Below are 18023 nucleotides of genomic sequence, written 5' to 3'. Positions count from 1 at the left end.
CAAAGTCCACAAAAAAGCGGCCACACCCTGCAGCCGCCCTTCTCTCCCGTCTCAAGCCGCTTGTGCTTCCTCCAGCGCCCGATCCCGCCGCTCGAAAATCTCCCTTGCCGCGAACAGTGCGTTCAGCGCCGCCGGGAAACCCGCATAGAGCGCCATCTGCATGAACACTTCGACGATCTCCTCGCGCGTGCAGCCGACATTCAACGCCGCCTCGATATGCACCTTCAACTGCGGTTGCGCGCAGCCGAGCGTCGCCAGCGAGGCAATCGTCGCAATTTCTCGCGCGCGCAGATCGAGCTGCGGCCGGCTGTAAATGTCGCCGAAGCCGAATTCGATCAGCAGGCGTCCGAAATCCGGCGCGATCGGCGCAAGCGCGGCGATCACCTGCTCGCCGGTCGAGCCGTCGATTTCCTTCAGTTTGTCCCAGCCCCGGGTGTAGCGATCGTTTTGTGCGTATTCCATGGTGAGTCCTCGTCCGAATGCGAAAGTGATTGGGTTTCGTCGTTCTGTCGTGTCGGCGCACTCGCGGCGGGCGTGCGCCCAGCGGTCTCGTAATAGGCGATTTTGTCGATGATCGCGCCGAGATTGCTTTGCAACTCGGCGATCCGCGCCAAAACGGCATCCCGATGCGCCACCAGCAAGTCGCGCCGCTCACCCACCGTAGACTGACCTTCTGCCCGCAGCGCCGCGAACGCCTGCATCCCGGCGATCGGCATGCCAGTCGCCTTCAGACGCATCACGAACTGCAGCCAGTCGAGATCGGCCGGCGAATACAGGCGATGCCCCGCCTGCGTGCGCCCGACCGCCCGAATCAGGCCGGCCTGCTCGTAATAGCGCAGCGTGTGGGTAGAGACGCCGATCGTTGCGGCAACCTCGCCGATGGTGAGTGCTTTTGACATTTTCGACATGACGGAGCTCAGGTTAGGACTTCGAGTGCACTCTAAGTCAAGTAGAAGACGCTGTCATTTATCTGCCTTGTCGTTATTTACGATGGATCGATAAACTCATAACTGCTTAATCGCCAGGCAAAAGCTTCAAATACTGTCAGGCCTGATTTACTTGTCATGAATCGATCGGTATAAATCGTCGGCGTTCGCAAATAAGGGCGCGCAATTTGTTCTATGCTTAAACGCAGCGCCTGCTGACAGGACGCGTCGTTCCGAGTTTTCCCTTTGCGGCTAACTTTTTTTGCCCTCAATGGAGTGCTTGCCATGCTGAAGAAGCTTTTGATGCTTTGCGTTGCTTTGGCTTTGTCGCTGTCGGCCGGATTTGCGGCGGCCGTCGAAGTGAATTCCGCCGATCAGGCGGCGCTCGAATCGGTCAAGGGTATCGGCCCGGTGCATGCGAAAGCGATCATCGACGAACGCACCAAAAACGGCCCGTTCAAGGATGCCGATGATCTCGCCACCCGCGTCAAAGGCATCGGCACCAAATCGGTGACCAATCTCGAAGCAGCCGGTCTGACGATCAACGGCTCGTCCACGCCGCCTACGGGCGCCAAGGCTGCCACGAAGTCCAGCAGCACCGCCAGCACCAAGGCGGCGCCGGCGGCCGCGCCTGCAGCAACGACTGCGGCCACGACAACAGCACCAGCGGCGCCTGCCGAAGCATCCGGCACCAAAGCATCGAAGTCGAAGAAGAAGAGCAAGGCCGCGGCATCCGACGCAGCGGCAGCTTCCGCGCCGGCCACAGCAGCCGCTGCCAGCGCGCCGGCCGATGCATCCGGCACCAAGGCTTCGAAGAAGAAGGCGAAGAAGAGCAAGGCTGCATCGGCTGCGGCAGCTTCTGGCGGGGCGTAAATAGGGTTGAGTACCGGCCGCAAGGCGACCGCGCTGGTCTCACGTGCGATGCGCGCGTGATGCACACGTAAGCGCGGCCCCGCTACCGTCTACCTTCCTTCCACCGGCGCCGCGCGACCGCGCGGCGTTTTCACCCGCTGACTCGTCAAACACGGGTCGGCATTCAAGAGAGACCGTCATGAGCCTACTCGACACTATCGGTTCCCTGGTTGGCAAATCGCCTGAAGGCGGTGGTCAGCAAGCCCTCGTTTCCGCCGCGCTGGAATTCGTCAACAACCAGCCGGGCGGCCTGAACGGCCTGATCAGCAGCTTCAAGGAAAAGGGCCTCGGCGACGTCGTGTCGTCGTGGGTCAGCAACGGCGAGAACCAGGCGATCTCGCCCGACGCCCTGCACAGCGTGCTTGGGTCGGACGTCGTCACCAACCTCGCGGCGAAGGCCGGCGTGCAACCGGATCAGGTCACCGGTCTGCTGTCGCAAATTCTGCCGCACGTCGTCAACGCAGCGACGCCCGACGGCGAAGTCCCCGCCGAAGGCAAACTGAATTCGACGACCGTGCTGGGCGCGCTCGGCGGCCTGTCGGCGCTGTTCGGCAAGGGCAACGCTTAAGCTGCATTGCCCGTCATCACCCTGTAGCAGACGAACGCAGGCGGAAAAAAAAGCGGCAACGAAGTCACCTTCGTTGCCGCTTTTTAACGTTGGCTGGAACGGCCAACCACTGCCGTTCCATGCTTAGCCTAACGCGTTTCGCTTAGTGCACGACGCGGTCGAACACCAGCTTGCCGTTTTCCACTTCGACCGGAATCACGTCCTTCGGTCCGAACTTGCCGGCGAGTATCAGCTTGGCGACCGGGTTCTCGATCTCCTGCTGGATTGCGCGCTTCAGCGGCCGCGCCCCGAACAGCGGATCGTAGCCGACCTTGCCGACATGCTCGAGTGCCTCGTCCGACACCACCAGTTGCATGTCGAGCTTGGCAAGCCGTTCATGCAGACGTTGCAGCTGAATTCGCGCAATCGACTGGATGTTCGAACGGTCGAGCGCATGGAACACCACGACGTCGTCGATCCGGTTCAGGAACTCGGGCCGGAAGTGCAGCTTCACTTCTTCCCAGACCGCATCCTTCACTGCTTCCTGCGGCTCGCCGACCATCGCCTGGATCACCTGCGAACCGAGGTTCGACGTCATCACGATCACCGTGTTCTTGAAGTCCACGGTACGGCCCTGGCCGTCGGTCATACGGCCGTCGTCGAGCACTTGCAGCAGAACGTTGAACACGTCCGGATGCGCCTTCTCGATTTCGTCGAGCAGGATCACGCTGTACGGCTTGCGGCGCACGGCTTCGGTCAGGTAGCCGCCCTCCTCGTAGCCGACGTAGCCCGGCGGCGCGCCGATCAAACGCGCGACGCTATGCTTCTCCATGAATTCGCTCATGTCGATACGGATCAGATGGTCTTCCGAATCGAACAGGAACGACGCCAGTGCCTTGCACAGCTCGGTCTTACCCACGCCGGTCGGCCCGAGGAACAGGAACGAGCCATACGGCCGGTTCGGATCCGCGAGACCCGCGCGTGAACGGCGAATCGCATCCGCCACCGCGGTGATCGCTTCGTCCTGACCGACCACGCGGTCGTGCAGTTTCTCTTCGATCTGCAGCAGCTTTTCGCGCTCGCCCTGCATCATGCGCGACACCGGAATGCCGGTAGAACGCGAGACGACTTCAGCGATTTCTTCCGCGCCGACCTGCGTGCGCAACAGGCGCGGCCGGGTCGGATTGTTCTGCTCCTTCGCTTCGGCCTGGGTCACTTCCTTCAACTGCGCTTCAAGACCCGGCAGCTTGCCGTATTGCAACTCGGCGACCTTCTCCAGCTTGCCTTCACGCTGCAGGCGCACGATTTCCGCACGCGTTTTTTCGATATCTTCCTTCAACTGCGCGCTGCCCTGCACCGCCGCTTTTTCCGCGGTCCAGATTTCTTCGAGGTCCGAATATTCGCGATCCAGCCGCTCGATTTCTTCTTCGATCAGTTGCAGACGCTTTTGCGACGCTTCGTCCTTTTCCTTCTTGACGGCTTCGCGCTCGATCTTCAGCTGGATCAAACGACGGTCGAGCCGATCCATCTCTTCCGGCTTCGAATCGATTTCCATCTTGATCTTCGACGCGGCTTCGTCGATCAGGTCGATGGCCTTGTCCGGCAAAAACCGATCCGTGATGTAGCGATGCGACAGTTCGGCCGCTGCGACGATCGCCGGGTCGGTGATGTCGACGCCATGATGCAGCTCGTACTTTTCCTGCAAGCCGCGCAGGATCGCGATAGTCGCTTCAACCGACGGTTCGTCGACCAGCACCTTCTGGAAACGGCGCTCGAGCGCGGCATCTTTTTCGATGTACTTGCGATATTCGTCGAGCGTGGTGGCGCCGACGCAATGCAGTTCGCCGCGCGAAAGCGCCGGCTTGAGCATGTTGCCGGCGTCCATTGCGCCTTCGGCCTTGCCCGCGCCGACCATCGTGTGAATTTCGTCGATGAAGACGATGGTCTGGCCTTCGTCTTTCGCGATGTCGCTCAGCACGGCCTTCAGGCGTTCTTCGAACTCGCCGCGGTATTTTGCGCCGGCCAGCAAGGCCGCCATGTCCAGCGACAGCACGCGCTTGCCCTTCAGCGTTTCCGGCACTTCGCCGTTGACGATACGTTGCGCCAGGCCTTCGACGATCGCGGTTTTACCCACACCCGGCTCGCCGATCAGCACCGGATTGTTCTTGGTGCGGCGTTGCAGGATCTGGATCGAGCGGCGAATTTCGTCGTCACGGCCGATCACGGGGTCGAGCTTGCCGGCGCGCGCGCGCTCGGTCAGGTCGACGGTGTACTTTTTCAGGGCTTCACGCTGGCTTTCGGCGTCCTGGCTATGCACTTGCGAACCGCCGCGCACCGCTGCGATCGCGCTTTCCAGCGACTTACGCGACAGGCCGTGCTGACGCGCAAGACGGCCGGCCTCGCCTTTATCGTCGGCGACCGCGAGCAGGAACATCTCGCTCGCGATGAACGTGTCGTTGAGTTTTTGTGCTTCCTTGTCCGCCTGGTTCAGCAAACCGGTCAGTTCGCGGCCGATCTGTACGTTGCCGTCGGTGCCCTGCACTTGCGGCAGGCGCGTAATGGCGTCGTTCAGCGCGGTTTGCAGCGCCTGAACATGCACGCCGGCACGCGAGAGCAGCGAACGCGCCGACCCATCCTGCTGGGCGACGAGTGCCGACAGGACATGAACCGGTTCAATATATTGATTGTCGTGACCGACGGCCAGACTCTGCGCGTCGGCCAGTGCTTCCTGGAATTTAGTGGTAAGTTTGTCGATTCTCATCAAGAGACCTCCAATTTCAATTACCACCAAATTGAGGCGTTTTACGCAGGTTTCAAGCGCTTTTTTGCAATCAGCAACAACTATTTAACATTTGACGCGCGAGAACTTGCCCGCCGGTTTCAGGAGGCCGGCGTGGCGCCGCCAGCAGAAGAAACCGGCACGATCGGGATGACGGTGCTCAAACCCAGCAGCGCAGCCAACGGGCCCTGCGGCTCTGCAACCTCGCCAATGGTGTGACGATCGAGTTCGGCGAGAAACGCATTGCGCGCCGCCTCGAGCGCGCCGCGCAGACGGCAGTGCGATGTAATGACACACGCCCGGCGCTCGCTTTGCTGCTCCGGGAAGCAGCCGACCAGCGCAAAGTCGCTTTCCGTGGCCCGCACGATTTCACCCACCGTCAACGCGCTGGTTTGTTCGGCCAGCCGCAGGCCGCCGTTACGCCCGCGCACCGTCTCGACCCAGCCGAGTTCGCCGAGTTGCTGCACCACCTTCATCAAATGGTTCTTGGAGATCCCGTACGCGTCCGAGATGTCCTGAATGGTCGATAAGCCTTCACCGCGGACGGTGAGGTACAGCAGGACGCGTAATGAGTAATCCGTATAGTCGGTCAGTCTCATAAGTGCAGGTGCCACGATGAGCGCAAGCCGCGATCCGGGGGATAACCGCGTCGATGCAAGGGTTGCCGGGGGCCGTCGCTTCGCCATAAGATGCTGGCGCTACGCATGTTTTCTTATTTTGCGCTGACAGTCGGTGTTTGTCTTTCGGCAGTAATGGTAACGTTTCCCGCACGGACCATTCATACGAAAAGCGGGGCATTCGTGGCCTACTTCCTTTTGTTTGGACACAGTTTGAGGTCATTCCTGACGGTCTGTGGCGCCATGTGGCGATTCATAATGAATAACGACATTATCTGGAATTTGCATGAATCCGTCTTTTCCCGCCGCAGCGGTTGTCGAGCGCGCCGCCGAGCCTACTGAGGCGAATATTCGCGAGCTCGTCTACGGTTTTTACGACCGGGTGCGCGCCGATCCGCTTCTGGGCCCGGTGTTCGAGGCGACGCTGGCGGGCCGCTGGGACGACCATTTACCCAAGATGTGCACCTTCTGGGGCAGTCTGGTACTGGGCGCAAAGCAATACCGCGGCAATGTGCAGCAGGCGCATCAGCCGCTCGAGGGCGTCGAGCCACAGCATTTCAGCCGCTGGCTGTATCTGTTTCTGGACACGGTGGAGTCGCGCTATCAGCCGGCTGCCGCGGTCCGCTTCATGGAGCCGGCGCTGCGCATCGCGCAGAGTTTGCAATTGAGCCGCTTCGGCTGGGATTACAAGATTCCGGCGGAACAGCAGGCGTTGCTGGAGCGCGTCGCGCCCAGGCGTCCGCGCGACGATGACCCGCACGAAGCGCATGCGCCGGGCGCTTCGACGCGGCGACCGGGTGAGCCGTTCCCGACGAGAATCATCGGGAAGGGGAAGGATGACTGATGGGGGTGCCTAAGAGGTGCCTAAGAGGTGCCTAAGAGGTGCCTCAGTGTCGTATGAAGGCGATGACGCGCTCAAGGTACCCGAACTTGCGCTGCAAATGTGCTGAAGCGTTCTAGACATGCCGCCCAGCCGGCTTCAGGGCCTGTGAAACCCGACGCCCTCCTAATCCGCTTCCTCGTTACCCGGTTCGATGCCCCAACGGGCCAGGGCCGCGTCGTCGGCAACGCGAGCATCTACCCAGCGCTCGCCCTCTTCGGTTTTTTCTTTCTTCCAGAACGGCGCCTGGGTCTTCAGATAGTCCATCACGAATTCGCACGACGCAAAGGCGTCGCCCCGATGCGCGGCGGTGGTCGCCACCAGCACGATCTGGTCGAGCGGATAAAGCTTGCCGACCCGATGCACGATCAGCACCTCGATCCCCGGCCAACGCTCGCGCGCGCTCACGACGATCGCTTCCAGCGACTTCTCCGTCATGCCCGGATAGTGTTCGAGCTCCATGGTTTCGACCGTGCTGCCGTCGTTCAGGTCGCGCACGGTGCCGACAAAACAGGCCACCGCGCCGATCTTGGGATTGCGCGCGCGCAACGCGGCGACCTCGGTAGTGAGGTCGAAATCTTCCGTCTGGACGCGAACGGGCATCTCTGACTCCTGGGCGGCTTGGCGATATTTAGCGTAACTTGACAGGTTTTTAGCGACGATCCAGCGCGTTTTAACCGCCGGTGACGGGCGGAAAGAACGCGACCTCGCAGCCTTCGGTGACGCGCGTGCCGGCATCGGTCATCACGTGATTGCAGGCCATGCGCAGCGCGCGGCCTTCGGCGAGGGTGTCGGCCCAGATGCCCCCGCGCACGCGCAACCAGGCGCGCACGTCGCCGACGGTCGCGATGCCGTCCGGCAGATCGACCGTTTCGTCGGCGGTTTCGAGCGCTTCGCGCACGCTTGCAAAATATCGGAGTTGAATCTTCATCGGGAAACCGCCGGCTGTTGCCGGCCTCAGTTCAGCAATTCGGAAAAAGGGATGAAACGCACGGTCTCGCCGGCGCTGATCGCATGGTTCGGCGGATTGTCGATCAGGCCGTCGCCCCACACGGTCGAGGTCAGCACGGCTGAGCTCTGATTCGGAAACAGATCGAGGCCGCCGGCCGGATTGATGCGCGCGCGCAGGAATTCGTTGCGGCGGTCGGCCTTCTTCTGTGTGAAATCCGCGCGCAGAGACAACGCGCGCGGCTCAACTGTCTGCATGCCGGCCAGACGCAGGACGAACGGGCGAACGAATAGCAAAAAGGTCGCGAAGCTGGACACCGGATTGCCCGGCAGGCCGATGAAGAAGGTTTCGGCTGAGGCTAACGCAGCCGCATCGGCCTGCTGCGCGGCACGGCGAACCGCGCCGAAGGCGAGCGGCTTGCCCGGTTTCATCGCGATCTGCCACATCGACAGACGCCCCTCCGCCTCAACCGCCGGTTTGACATGATCTTCCTCGCCGACGGACACGCCGCCGCAAGTCAGGATCAGATCGTGCGCTTGCGCGGCTTCACGCAAAGTCGCGCGGGTTGCGTCGAGTTTATCGGGGACGATGCCGTAGTCGGTCACCTCACAGCCCAGTTTTTCGAGCAGGCCGCGCAGCGTGAAACGGTTCGAGTTGTAGATCGCGCCGGGTTTCAGCGGCTCTCCAGGCATGGTCAGTTCGTCGCCAGTGAAGAACACGGCGACTTTTACGCGGCGGCGCACCTGAAGTTCTGCGCAGCCGACCGACGCGGCGAGTCCCAATGCTTGCGGCGTCAGGCGCGTGCCCGCCGGAAGGATGATCGAGCCACTACGGATATCCGCGCCTTGGGCGGTGATCCATTCGCCGGGTGCCGGGCTGTGGAGGATCGTGACTTCGTTGCCGGCGGCCTCGGTTTGCTCCTGCATCACGATGGCGTCCGCGCCCGGCGGCACCGTAGCGCCGGTGAAGATGCGGGCTGCCGTGCCGGGTTTTAACGGCTCGGGTGCGTGGCCGGCTGGAATGCGTTGTGAAATTGGCAGGCGGCGGTTGCCGTCGGTTGCCAGATCTTCTGCGCGGATCGCGTAGCCGTCCATGGAACTGGTGTTCATGGGGGGGACGTCGAGCGGCGAAATAACGTCTGCCGATAGCACGCGGTTGAGGGCGTCAAGCGTGGGGATCGATTCCGTGCCGGGGATCGGGCTCGCTGCGCTGAGCAAGGTCGCCAACGCTTCGGCGGTGGAGAGCATCGGGGCGCGGGGCGTTGGGGTGGACATCTTCTGGTCTCGAAGCCGCTGGTTAAAGGAATATTGTAGCGGTCGGAGTTGGTGGTCGGTGGCGGGTGGGTGTTATGGCGGTTTTTTTGCCTGTTCGGCGGTTGTTTTTCTGGTTGCCTGCGGGGGGTGGTGGCTTTTCTTGTTTTGTTAGTGGTCTATTAGTGTTGCCCCTGTGCGGGGCGGCACTTACTTTCTTTGCCGCCGCAAAGAAAGATAAGCAAAGAAAGCGGCTCAAACCGCTCATGCTAAGTGGGCGCCGTGGTTTGCTGCGGGTAGTGGTGCGACTGGAATCTGGGTTCGTGCACCTGCACGTGCTTGTGACTAGGGCGTCATTCTTCCGGCGGCGCTGCGCGCGCCGAAGCGTATTTCTTTAAACCAATCTCGTTCCTCGCTCATCGCATCGAGCGCGACGCCGTCGCGCTCGATGCTCCGGTGTTACTCGCTCGTGTTTGCGACGATGTAGTCCTTCACGCGCTGCGCGTCTGCCGGCAGTACTTCGAATCGCTGCGGCAGCGATTCCAGGCCCGAGAATGCGGCGGGGCGCTCCGGTTCGCGTAGCAGCGCTTCGCGGATCGTTTCGCCAAACTTGATCGGTTGCGCCGTCTCCAGCACGATCATCGGGATGCCCGCCTGCAAATGCTCGCGCGCCACCTTCAGACCGTCTGCCGTGTGCGTGTCGATCATCGTGTCGTAACGCTCGAACACGTCGCGGATCGCAGCCACGCGGTCCTCGTGGCTGCTGCGGCCAGAGACGAAACCGAATTCCTGTACGCGCGCAAAATCGCCGCTCGCCGCCAGGTCGAAACCACCCTTTTCTTCGACGTCGCGGAACAGTTGCAGCACGCGCGCCGGGTCGCGGCCCAGCAGGTCGAACACGAAACGCTCGAAGTTCGATGCCTTCGAAATGTCCATGCTCGGGCTGCTGGTGTGATACGTCTCGGCCGCCTTGCGCACGCGGTAAATGCCCGTGCGGAAGAACTCGTCGAGCACGTCGTTTTCGTTCGTCGCGACCACCAGCTTCTCGATCGGCAGACCCATCATGCGCGCGATGTGACCCGCGCACACGTTGCCGAAATTGCCCGACGGCACCGTGAAGGACACACGTTCGTCGTTCGACTTCGTCGCGGCAAAGTAGCCCTTGAAGTAGTACACGACCTGCGCCACGACGCGCGCCCAGTTGATCGAGTTGACCGTGCCGATCTTGTACTTCGCCTTGAACGCGTGGTCGTTCGAAACCGCCTTCACGATGTCCTGGGCGTCGTCGAACACGCCCTCGACCGCGATGTTGAAAATATTCGGGTCCTGCAGGCTGTACATCTGCGCGGTCTGGAACGCGCTCATCTTCTTGTGCGGCGAGAGCATGAACACGCTGATGCCCTTCTTGCCGCGCATCGCGTATTCCGCTGCGCTGCCGGTGTCGCCCGAAGTTGCGCCCAGAATGTTCAGCGTCTCGCCGTGTCTGGCCAGCGCGTACTCGAACAGGTTGCCGATCAACTGCATCGCCATGTCCTTGAACGCGAGCGTCGGACCGTTCGACAGCTCTAGCAGCGACAGCGGCGCGCCGTTCTCGACGCCCAGCGTCTTCAACGGCGTGATCTGCGCGGCGCTTTCGTCGTCACGCACGTGGCAGTACGTCTCGGCCGTGTAGGTCTTGCGCGTCAGCGCGCGCAGGTCTTCGGCGGGGATGTCGTCGCTGAATTTCGACAGGATCTCGAACGCGAGATCCGCGTACGGCAGCGTGCGCCAGCGCGCCAGTTCGTCAGCCGTGACGCGCGGATATTCCGCCGGCAGGTACAGGCCGCCGTCTTTCGCAAGACCGCCCAGCAGGATGTCGGAAAACGTATGGCGCTCGCCGGCTCCGGCGCCGCGCGTAGAGAGGTAGTTCATATTCGGCCTAGTTCAGCGCTTCCATGCGCAGCTTCGTGACTTGCGAGACGACGGTCTTCAGCGCTTCGATCGTTTTGATCGCGGCGTTGACGTGCTTTTCGACCGTCTCGTGCGTAATCAGGATGATGTCGGTTTCGCCCTTGCCGTTCGCATCGACCTGCTCCGATTCCTTCTGCAGCAGCGCGTCGATCGAGATGCCCGTATCCGCCAGGATGCGCGTGATGTCGGCCAGCACGCCCGTCACGTCAGCCACGCGCAAACGCAGGTAGTAGCCGCTCGTCACTTCTTCGATCGGCAGGATCGGCGTGCTCGACAGGCTGTCCGGCTGGAACGCCAGATGCGGCACGCGATGCTCCGGGTCCGCCGTATGCAGACGCGTCACGTCGACCAGGTCGGCCACCACCGCGGATGCCGTCGGCTCCGCGCCCGCGCCCTTGCCGTAGTACAGCGTGGAGCCCACCGCGTCGCCGTGCACGACGACCGCGTTCATCGCGCCTTCCACGTTCGCCAGCAGGCGTTTTTCCGGAATCAGCGTGGGATGCACGCGCAATTCGATGCCCTTGTCCGTGCGGCGCGAGATGCCGAGCAGCTTGATGCGGTAGCCGAGTTCTTCGGCGTATTTGATGTCGATTGCCGCCAGCTTGCTGATGCCCTCGACGTACGCCTTGTCGAACTGCACCGGCACGCCGAACGCGATCGCGCTCATGATCGTCGCCTTGTGGGCGGCGTCGACGCCTTCGATGTCGAAGGTCGGATCGGCTTCGGCGTAGCCCAGTTCCTGCGCGGCCTTCAACGCGGTCGCGAAGTCGAGCCCACGGTCGCGCATCTCCGAGAGGATGTAGTTCGTCGTGCCGTTGATGATGCCGGCGATGTACTGGATGCGATTGGCCGTGAGCCCTTCGCGCAGCGCCTTGATGATCGGAATGCCGCCGGCCACGGCCGCTTCGAACGACACCATCACGCCGTTGGCGCGCGCGGCTTCGAAAATCTCCGTGCCGTGCACGGCGAGCAGCGCCTTGTTGGCGGTGACCACATGCTTGCGGTTGTTGATCGCGCGCAGGACGAGGTCGCGCGCCACGCCCGTGCCGCCGATCATTTCGGCCACGATATCGATCGACGGATCGTCAACCACCGCATTGAAGTCATCGGTCAGCGCCACGGTGCCGGCTTCACTGCCGAGCGCCGCGGTCGCCTTGGCGGGATTGCGCACGGCAATGCGCGCAATCTCGATGCCGCGGCCCGCGCGGCGTTTGATTTCTTCCTGATTGCGGCGCAGTACCGTGAAGGTGCCGCTGCCTACCGTGCCGAAGCCCAGCAGTCCAACTTTGATCGGTTCCATGCAGCGTGTGTTTTCGAGTAAGGGATTAAAAGGAAACTGGGGCTGGCAGCGGCGCGCGCCGGGCGCGCCGTCCATCTCAAGCCGTGTGGCGTTTGCGGTAGCCGTCGAGGAAGCGCGCGATCCGGTTGATCGAATCCGCGAGGTCGTCCACGTTCGGCAGGAACACGACGCGGAAGTGATCCGGCGTCTTCCAGTTGAAACCGGTGCCTTGAACCAGCAGCACGCGCTCTTCCAGCAGAAGGTCGAGGATGAACTGCTGGTCGTCCTGGATCGGATAAATCTTCGGATCGAGGCGCGGGAACATATACAGCGCCGCCTCGGGCTTCACGCAACTCACGCCGGGGATGGCCGTCAGCATGTCATACGCGAGTTCACGCTGTTTGTACAGGCGCCCGCTCGGCACGATCAGGTCGTTGATGCTCTGGTAGCCGCCGAGCGCGGTCTGGATCGCGTACTGGCCGGGCACGTTCGGGCACAGGCGCATCGAGGCCAGAATGCCGAGCCCTTCGAAGTAGTCTTTGCCATTGCGGCGGTTTTCGCCAGTCAGGCCCGAAATGAACATCCAGCCGGCGCGGTAGCCGCACGAGCGGTAGCTCTTCGAGAGACTGTTGAACGTGACGGTGAGCACGTCTTCCGAGAGCGCGGCCATCGACGTGTGCTTCTTGCCGTCGTAGACGATCTTGTCGTAGACCTCGTCGGCGAAGATCACGAGGCCGTGCTGGCGGGCGATCTCGATCAGACCGAGCAGCAGTTCGTCCGAGTACAGCGCGCCGGTCGGGTTATTCGGATTGATGACGACGAGCGCACGCGTATTCGGCGTGATTTTCGCGCGGATGTCGTCCAGATCAGGCATCCAGCTGTTCGATTCGTCGCAGATGTAGTGCACGGGCGTGCCGCCGGAAAGGCTTACGCCTGCGGTCCACAGCGGGTAGTCCGGCGCGGGCAGCAACACTTCGTCGCCGTCGTTCAGCAGGCCCTGCAGCGCCATCACGATCAGCTCGGAGGCGCCGTTGCCGATGTAGATGTCGTCCAGTTCGACGCCGTGCACGCCCTTTTGCTGCGTGTAGTGCATGATCGCCTTGCGCGCGGCGAACACCCCTTTGGAATCCGAGTAGCCGGACGAACCCGGCAGATTCAGGATCATGTCCTGGATGATTTCATCCGGCGCATCGAAGCCGAACGGCGCGAGATTGCCGATGTTCAGCTTGATGATGCGGTGGCCCTCTTCTTCGAGCCGCTTCGCATGTTCGAGGACAGGCCCGCGAATGTCGTAGCAGACATTCAACAACTTGTTGGATTTGAGAATCGGTTTCACGGCGGGCACTTCATCCTGTTGATGGGCTTGGGCAAACAAGCGGGGGCGAAAAAACCGGGACCCGGCCAAGTCCGCCGATACGGGGAATTATGACGCGGCGCGCCCGTCAGAGACGAGAAAAGCAGACGAAATGCGGGCAGAACCAGGGCAGGTAGCCAATGGGCCGCGCCCGTGCTCTCAGGGCGGCTTATGACAGCACATGAGGTGGCACTTGAGCGAGGGGCGCCGCAAGGCGGCTAAAAAGTTATAATTTAGCGGATTTTGGCCGACTTCCGCAATGCACCAACCGCAACGGCAAGCCTTTTCGGCCGCTTCTGTGTCACTCGCTGTGCCACTCGCGTGTCCCACTCGCGTCAAACCGCCCTGCTTCCGTTCTGCCAGGTCAGGCCGCCAACACGCATGATGTCTCACGACGACTTCGGAAAACGAATTTGAAATTACATCAGGATTCCAGCGGCGCCCTCAACACCGTCACCGGTTACGGCGCCGGCTATGTCGAAATCAATCTGGTGCGCCACGCCGGCAGCATTCTCCTGCTGCCGGAAGCCCCGGTCATCCCCTGGCCCGTCTCCTCGTTCGAAGACCTGAGCGCCGAGCACTTCGCCATGCTGGTGGACGCCGCGCCCGAAGTGGTCATATTCGGCAGCGGTGAGCGCCTGCGCTTCCCCCATCCGCGCCTGACGGCCGCGCTCACCGCCAAACGCATCGGCGTCGAAACGATGGACTTCAAGGCCGCCTGCCGCACCTACAACATTCTGATGGCCGAGGGCCGCAAGGTCGCGGCCGCGTTGCTGATCGAAGCCTAGTGGCGCCGGGCAGCCGGCGTTTGCCTGACGTGCCGGCACCGGCCGCGAGGCATGGCAGCCGCCGTGTGCGCATCACGGAACCGGCTGCGCGCCCTGGCCGCGCCACGGCCGATAACGTACACTGCGCGCCATTGGCGCCATGCTGGCGATCGCCATTTTCAGATAACACTGCCTCGCTGCCCACGCGGCGTTGCCATAAAGGTTGAAATTCATGAACGATACGCCGACGAGGCTACCGCTCAATCGCACCACGATCCTGCTGCTGGTGCTGGCCCTCGCCGTGATCTGGTTCGTGCCGCTCGGCTGGCGGCATCTGCTGCCGAGCGACGAAGGCCGCTACGCCGAAATGGCGCGCGAAATGTTCGTCACCGGCGACTGGATCACGCCGCGCTACAACGGCTACAAGTATTTTGAGAAGCCGCCGCTGCAAACCTGGCTCAACGCGCTCACGTTCGCGTGGTTCGGTATCGGCGAATGGCAGGCGCGGCTCTACACCGCGCTGACGGGCTTTGCCGGCGTGCTGCTGATCGGCTTCACCGGTGCGCGTGTGTTCAATGCGGCGACCGGCGTGTTCGCGGCGATCGTGCTGGCCACGTCGCCGTACTGGAACCTGATGGGCCACTTCAACACGCTCGACATGGGCCTGTCGTTCTGGATGGAGCTGACGCTCTGCGCGCTGCTGCTGGCGCAGCGCCCCAACCTGCCGACGGCCAACGTGCGGGCATGGATGTGGGTGTGCTGGGGGGCGATGGCGCTGGCAGTGCTGTCCAAGGGACTCGTCGGCGTGATCCTGCCGGGCGCGGTGCTGGTGCTGTACACCCTGGCCGCACGCGACTGGGCCGTGTGGAAGCGCCTGCACCTGATCGGCGGCCTGATTGTGTTCTTCGCGATCGTCACGCCGTGGTTCGTGCTGGTGCAGCAGCGCAACCCGGAATTCCTGAACTTCTTCTTCATCGTTCAGCAGTTCAAGCGCTATCTGACGCCCGAACAGAACCGCCCGGGGCCGTTCTACTATTTCGTGCCGGTGCTGCTGGTCGGCTTCCTGCCGTGGTTGTCGGTGACTTTCCAGAGCGTGCGTCATGCGTGGCGCCTGCCGCGCCAGCCGAACGGCTTCGCGCCGGTCACGCTGATGCTGGTGTGGACCGCGTTCATCTTTCTGTTCTTCAGCGCATCGCACTCCAAGCTGCTCTCGTACACGCTACCGATCGCGCCGTCGATCGCCCTGGTGATCGGCATGTACCTGCCGCTCGTCACGCGTGAGCAGTTGCGCCGCCATCTGGCCGGCTACGCGCTGTTTCTCGTCGTGGCCGCGTTTGCCGCGCTGTTCATGGCGCGCTTCGGCAACGCGCGCAACCCGACCGAGCTGTACGTCGAATACCGCAGCTGGGTGCTGGCAGCGCTCGGCGTTGCCTTCGTGGTCACGCTGTTCGCGCTGTGGCTGAACCGCCGCAGCCGCGCCGGCACGCTTGGCGCCGTCGCGAGCTTTGGCGCGGCGTGGCTGCTGCTCGGCACGATTGCAGGCACGGGGCACGACGTGTTCGGCCGCCTGAGTTCCGGCGCACCGCTCGCGCCCGCGATCAAGGCCGAAATCGCGAAATTGCCAGCCGATACGCCGTTCTACTCGGTCGGCGTGCTCGACCATACGATGCCGTTCTACGTCGACCACACGATGATCATGGTCGAACATCCGGACGAACTGGCGTTCGGCATATCCGTCGAACCGCAGAAATGGGTGCCGACGGTCGACGCGTGGGTCGAGCGCTGGAAGGCTGATCGCTATGCGCTCGCGCTGATCCCGCCGTCGACTTACGACAGGCTGCTCAAAGAGGGGCTGCCGATGCAGGTGGTCGCACGCGATTCCCGCCGGGTGGTGGTGACCAAGCCCGCGACAGTGGCCGCGCCCGCATCCGGCGCGTCCGGCGCTGCGACGCAAGACACACCGGCGCCTGATGCACCTGCGCCAGTGGAAAAACCACAACAATGACCCCATCTCAGGAACTGACCGTTCGATGAACCCGATTTCGCTCTTTTGTATCCTCGCAGGCGTCACGTTGAACGCCGGTGCGCAGTTGCTGCTCAAAGCCGGAACGAATGCCGTTGGACACTTCGAATTCACCCGTGCGAACATCCTGCCCATCGCCTTTCGCCTCGCGACCCAACCGCCGATCATCGGCGGGCTCGCCTGTTATGTGATCAGCGTGGGCGTATGGGTGATAGGACTCTCGCGGGTGGACGTGTCGATCGCCTATCCGATGTTGTCGCTCGGATACGTCGTCAACGCGTTCGCGGCGTGGTATCTATTCGGCGAAGTGATGTCGGTACAGAAGCTGGTGGGGATCGGCGTCATCCTGATCGGCGTGGTCGTCCTGGCGCGCAGCTAGACGGCACGGCCCCGGCAGCACGGTGCCGGGCACGATTTATTACCGTTTATTGCGCGGCACTGATGCACGCGTCGCGAAAATGCCGGCGGAAAAAGATGCGGTAAGCCGGGCCCCGCCGCCGGCTAAGTAAAACGTAAGCTTGGCCGCGGTAAGCTTGGCGGTTGCGCCCTTTTTTAGTCGTGGCCTTGGGTTTGCGCGTAGTTTGTGATCTACTTCGCGCCCTTCGGGTTGCGCCCCTTTCAATCGAGCGAAGCATTCATGAGCCAGTCAACAGTCCCGTTTTTGCCGTTTGTCAAACCTGAGATCGACGAAGAGACGATTCAGGGTGTCGCCGACGTGCTCCGCTCCGGTTGGATCACCACCGGCCCGCAGAACCAGAAGTTCGAAGCGGCGTTGTCCGAGTTCTGCGGCGGCCGTCCGGTGCGCACGTTCAATTCCGGCACCGCGACGCTCGAAATCGGCCTGCGCATCGCCGGCGTGGGTGAAGGCGACGAAGTCATCACCACCCCCGCCTCGTGGGTCGCGACCAGCAATGTGGTCTACGAGGTTGGCGCGACGCCGGTGTTCGTCGACATCGACCCGGCGACTCGCAACATCGACCTGGATCTGCTGGAAAAGGCCATCACGCCGCGCACCAAGGCGATCATTCCGGTGTATCTGTCAGGCCTGCCGGTCGACATGGACCGGCTGTACGAGATTGCCCGCGCCCACAAGCTGCGCGTGATCGAAGACGCCGCGCAGGCGTTCGGCTCGACATGGAAAGGCGAGCGCATCGGCAAACTCGGCGATATCGTCTCGTTCAGCTTCCACGCGAACAAGAATCTGACTTCGATCGAAGGCGGCGCACTGGTGCTGAACAATGAGGAAGAAGCCGTCCTCGCGCAGAAGTACCGCCTGCAAGGCATCACCCGCACCGGCTTTGACGGCATGGACTGCGACTTGCTGGGCGGCAAGTACAACCTGACGGACGTTGCCGCGCGCGTCGGCTTGGGCCAGATGCCGCATCTCGAACGCTTTATTGCGCAGCGCAAGAAACTGGCGCGCGCGTACTTCGCGGGCTTCGAAGGCGGCGCGGCGGCCAGGCTGGGCGTCGGCCTGCCGCTGGCGGATTTTGAAAACAGCAACTGGCACATGTTCCTGATCACGCTGCCGCTCGAAAAACTCTCGATCGACCGCGCCGGCTTCATGGGCCAGTTGAAGGAACGCGGCATCGGTTCGGGCGTGCACTACCCGGCGATCCACCTGTTCTCGCTGTACCGCGCGAAGGGCTTCAAGGAAGGCATGTTCCCGCACGCGGAGCGCTATGGCGCCAGCACGGTCACGCTGCCGCTGTTCACGCTGATGAACGAGAGCGACGTGGAGCGGGTCTGCCGCGCGGTCAATGAAATTTGCGAACAATACGGAAAATAAG

18 protein-coding genes are annotated in these 18023 nt (G+C 62.4%); 7 read left to right on the top strand and 11 right to left on the bottom strand.

The genetic code is table 11. The features are described 5' to 3' along the window. Window positions 1-51: 51 nt before the first annotated feature. Both R8871_RS21275 and R8871_RS21270 read right to left on the bottom strand, forming a co-directional pair. Window positions 52-462, bottom strand: a complete 411-nt coding sequence (locus R8871_RS21275) for a carboxymuconolactone decarboxylase family protein (RefSeq protein ID WP_175052236.1) — start codon at window positions 460-462, stop codon at window positions 52-54. Next, window positions 414-908, bottom strand: coding sequence for a MerR family transcriptional regulator (locus tag R8871_RS21270; protein WP_175052235.1), 495 nt, complete (start codon window positions 906-908; stop codon window positions 414-416). The genes R8871_RS21275 and R8871_RS21270 overlap by 49 nt, the downstream gene beginning before the upstream one ends. A gap of 303 nt (window positions 909-1211) precedes the next feature. On the opposite strand from R8871_RS21270, the gene R8871_RS21265 reads away from it, so the two are divergent. Together R8871_RS21265 and R8871_RS21260 are read left to right on the top strand one after the other, a co-directional pair. Further along, the gene (locus tag R8871_RS21265) at window positions 1212-1799 is read left to right on the top strand and encodes a ComEA family DNA-binding protein (RefSeq protein ID WP_175052234.1); all 588 of its coding nucleotides are present in this window, start codon (window positions 1212-1214) and stop codon (window positions 1797-1799) included. A gap of 43 nt (window positions 1800-1842) precedes the next feature. Then, window positions 1843-2406 (top strand): YidB family protein, encoded by a 564-nt coding sequence (locus R8871_RS21260; protein ID WP_407673179.1) that lies wholly within the window; start codon window positions 1843-1845, stop codon window positions 2404-2406. 142 nt (window positions 2407-2548) lie between these two features. Here the strand turns inward: R8871_RS21260 and clpB are convergent, their stop codons facing one another. Then, complete coding sequence (gene clpB, locus R8871_RS21255; RefSeq protein WP_175052232.1) at window positions 2549-5146, bottom strand: ATP-dependent chaperone ClpB; 2598 nt, start codon at window positions 5144-5146, stop codon at window positions 2549-2551. 119 nt (window positions 5147-5265) lie between these two features. Next, window positions 5266-5763 (bottom strand): Rrf2 family transcriptional regulator, encoded by a 498-nt coding sequence (locus R8871_RS21250; protein WP_175052231.1) that lies wholly within the window; start codon window positions 5761-5763, stop codon window positions 5266-5268. Window positions 5764-6067: 304 nt separating this feature from the next. On the opposite strand from R8871_RS21250, the gene R8871_RS21245 reads away from it, so the two are divergent. Next, window positions 6068-6625 (top strand): group III truncated hemoglobin, encoded by a 558-nt coding sequence (locus R8871_RS21245; protein WP_175052230.1) that lies wholly within the window; start codon window positions 6068-6070, stop codon window positions 6623-6625. A 162-nt stretch (window positions 6626-6787) separates the two neighbouring features. Here the strand turns inward: R8871_RS21245 and moaE are convergent, their stop codons facing one another. From moaE to R8871_RS21215, 6 genes are all read right to left on the bottom strand, one after another. After that, window positions 6788-7264: a molybdopterin synthase catalytic subunit MoaE gene (gene moaE / locus R8871_RS21240; protein ID WP_175052229.1), complete on the bottom strand. Its 477-nt coding sequence runs from the start codon at window positions 7262-7264 to the stop codon at window positions 6788-6790. A 70-nt stretch (window positions 7265-7334) separates the two neighbouring features. Then, a complete protein-coding gene (moaD, locus tag R8871_RS21235) occupies window positions 7335-7592 on the bottom strand; it encodes a molybdopterin converting factor subunit 1 (protein WP_054039444.1) in 258 nt (85 codons plus the stop codon). Between the two features lie 26 nt (window positions 7593-7618). Then, window positions 7619-8857, bottom strand: a complete 1239-nt coding sequence (locus R8871_RS21230) for a molybdopterin molybdotransferase MoeA (RefSeq protein ID WP_175052539.1) — start codon at window positions 8855-8857, stop codon at window positions 7619-7621. Window positions 8858-9319: 462 nt separating this feature from the next. Next, a complete protein-coding gene (thrC, locus tag R8871_RS21225; protein ID WP_175052228.1) occupies window positions 9320-10771 on the bottom strand; it encodes a threonine synthase in 1452 nt (483 codons plus the stop codon). 7 nt (window positions 10772-10778) lie between these two features. Then, on the bottom strand, window positions 10779-12110 hold the full coding sequence (locus tag R8871_RS21220) for a homoserine dehydrogenase (protein ID WP_115782845.1): 1332 nt from the start codon (window positions 12108-12110) through the stop codon (window positions 10779-10781). Between the two features lie 76 nt (window positions 12111-12186). Next, complete coding sequence (locus R8871_RS21215) at window positions 12187-13434, bottom strand: pyridoxal phosphate-dependent aminotransferase (RefSeq protein WP_280519153.1); 1248 nt, start codon at window positions 13432-13434, stop codon at window positions 12187-12189. A 422-nt stretch (window positions 13435-13856) separates the two neighbouring features. Here R8871_RS21215 and R8871_RS21210 point away from each other — a divergent pair, with 422 nt between their 5' ends. Then, window positions 13857-14231 (top strand): Mth938-like domain-containing protein, encoded by a 375-nt coding sequence (locus tag R8871_RS21210; protein ID WP_175052226.1) that lies wholly within the window; start codon window positions 13857-13859, stop codon window positions 14229-14231. Window positions 14232-14303: 72 nt separating this feature from the next. On the opposite strand, the gene R8871_RS21205 is transcribed toward R8871_RS21210, so the two are convergent. Further along, complete coding sequence (locus R8871_RS21205) at window positions 14304-14444, bottom strand: hypothetical protein (RefSeq protein WP_175052225.1); 141 nt, start codon at window positions 14442-14444, stop codon at window positions 14304-14306. Here R8871_RS21205 and R8871_RS21200 point away from each other — a divergent pair. The 3 genes from R8871_RS21200 (at window position 14443) to R8871_RS21190 (ending at window position 18022) form a co-directional block, all read left to right on the top strand. Then, the gene (locus R8871_RS21200; protein WP_175052224.1) at window positions 14443-16215 is read left to right on the top strand and encodes an ArnT family glycosyltransferase; all 1773 of its coding nucleotides are present in this window, start codon (window positions 14443-14445) and stop codon (window positions 16213-16215) included. The genes R8871_RS21205 and R8871_RS21200 overlap by 2 nt on opposite strands. Window positions 16216-16240: 25 nt before the next feature. Next, window positions 16241-16612 (top strand): SMR family transporter, encoded by a 372-nt coding sequence (locus R8871_RS21195; protein WP_054034531.1) that lies wholly within the window; start codon window positions 16241-16243, stop codon window positions 16610-16612. Between the two features lie 258 nt (window positions 16613-16870). Beyond that, window positions 16871-18022, top strand: a complete 1152-nt coding sequence (locus R8871_RS21190; protein WP_175052223.1) for a DegT/DnrJ/EryC1/StrS family aminotransferase — start codon at window positions 16871-16873, stop codon at window positions 18020-18022. Window position 18023 lies beyond the last annotated feature (1 nt).

Source organism: Paraburkholderia sediminicola, from assembly GCF_902859805.1.
Taxonomy (GTDB): domain Bacteria; phylum Pseudomonadota; class Gammaproteobacteria; order Burkholderiales; family Burkholderiaceae; genus Paraburkholderia; species Paraburkholderia sediminicola.
Note: the sequence above shows the minus strand (reverse complement) of the source record. Positions and strands in the feature narration are given on the sequence as shown.